This window comes from Streptomyces sp. NPDC048473 (assembly GCF_043200155.1).
Lineage (GTDB): Bacteria > Actinomycetota > Actinomycetes > Streptomycetales > Streptomycetaceae > Streptomyces.
Genome location: NZ_JBICXE010000197.1, coordinates 1 through 1,226, shown reverse-complemented (window position 1 = coordinate 1,226; position 1,226 = coordinate 1). Strand labels below are relative to the sequence as shown.

The following is a 1,226-nucleotide window of genomic DNA, read 5'->3' as shown; positions in this document are numbered from 1 at the left end:
CCCTACTACCCGCATTAGGATGTGACCCAGCTCCTATGGGTGGCATCACATCCACGCGGCCATTTCCACGGCCTCTACAGGGCTTCGGCGACACGCGAGCCGGCAGCAAGGTGAGCGGGACAGCTCACGTCATCGGGGTGGTGCCGCCGCGCGCCGCGCCCGTTGGATGCGGCGAGGCGCCCTGTCAGCGGGGGAAAGGCAGAGCGGCGCAACCGGCCCGGGCGCGCGGGCCGACCGAGCAGGAGGGGCAGAGGCCGAAGCGGAGCGTACGCGGGAGCAGCACCCTCCACGACGCGGTTGAGGCAGTCGGCCGCCACCCGCGCGGCCCTGACTCCGTTCGAACTCATCGCTGCCTTGGTCTGCGTCCGGGCGACGGAGTCCGGCGTGTCGGGTGGAGTGTCCGTCCGTGGTGGCTGAATCACCCACGCGGGCAGTCGGGGATGGGCATACTTGCGCGCATGGATCGCTTGATGGGCTTAGCCGGAATTCCTGCCGGACGTGGTGACGGATACGTGCCGCGGGCGACCCGTCGCAATGATCACCACCCTTTCGATGGAGGCTCGGATGACCACCAAGGCCGCCGGTAGCTACGAGATCAAGAGCTGGGACGAAAAGCCCTACGCCGAGGGACCCGATACCCCGAAACTCACCAAAGCCCATTTCACCAACGCTTTCAGCGGGGATATCGAGGGAGAGGGAGCCGCTGAAACGCTCATGGTGTATCCCACCGACTCCACGGCAAACTTCGTCGGGCTCCAGACCGTGACCGGGACCGTGGGCGGGCGGAAGGGGAGCTTTGTTCTCCAGGCCACGGGTGGCTGGCTGGACGGCGTGGCCCGTGCGGATTGGTTTGTGGTGCCGGGTTCGGGGACCGGGGGGCTGGTGGGGCTCACCGGCAAGGGTGGGTACACCTCGCGGCCTGACGGAAGCTGTGATGTGACGCTGGATTACGACTTCGAGAAGTAAGGGCCCAGGAGAGTGCCCAGCGTCAGGAGGCCCGCACCCCGTGCTTCCGTTCTAGGACTTGTCCGGTCGATCATGTGACTGCGCCGTGTCCGGGTCGTTGGTGTGGGCATGGGGCGGGGTGATTTGAGTGATGCCGAGTGGGAACGGTTGCGGCCGTTCCTACCGGTTAGGGCCTGCGGAGAAACAAGTCGTTGCTTCCGTCGTTGCTCGTCGTTGTTGTGCTATGGGGATGTCGGAGGGGACCGAGGCAGGGCTGGCGG

At 66.4% G+C, this 1,226-nt stretch carries 1 protein-coding gene; it reads left to right on the top strand.

Translation table 11 applies throughout. The features are described 5' to 3' along the window. Positions 1-564 precede the first annotated feature (564 nt). A complete protein-coding gene (locus ACGFU7_RS48205; protein WP_393705171.1) occupies positions 565-966 on the top strand; it encodes a DUF3224 domain-containing protein in 402 nt (133 codons plus the stop codon). Positions 967-1,226 lie beyond the last annotated feature (260 nt).

What these genes read in the sequence shown, in the direction of transcription:
- ACGFU7_RS48205 (WP_393705171.1), top strand. Translation starts at nt 565, where the DNA reads ATGACCACCAAGGCCGCCGGTAGCTACGAGATCAAGAGCTGGGACGAA.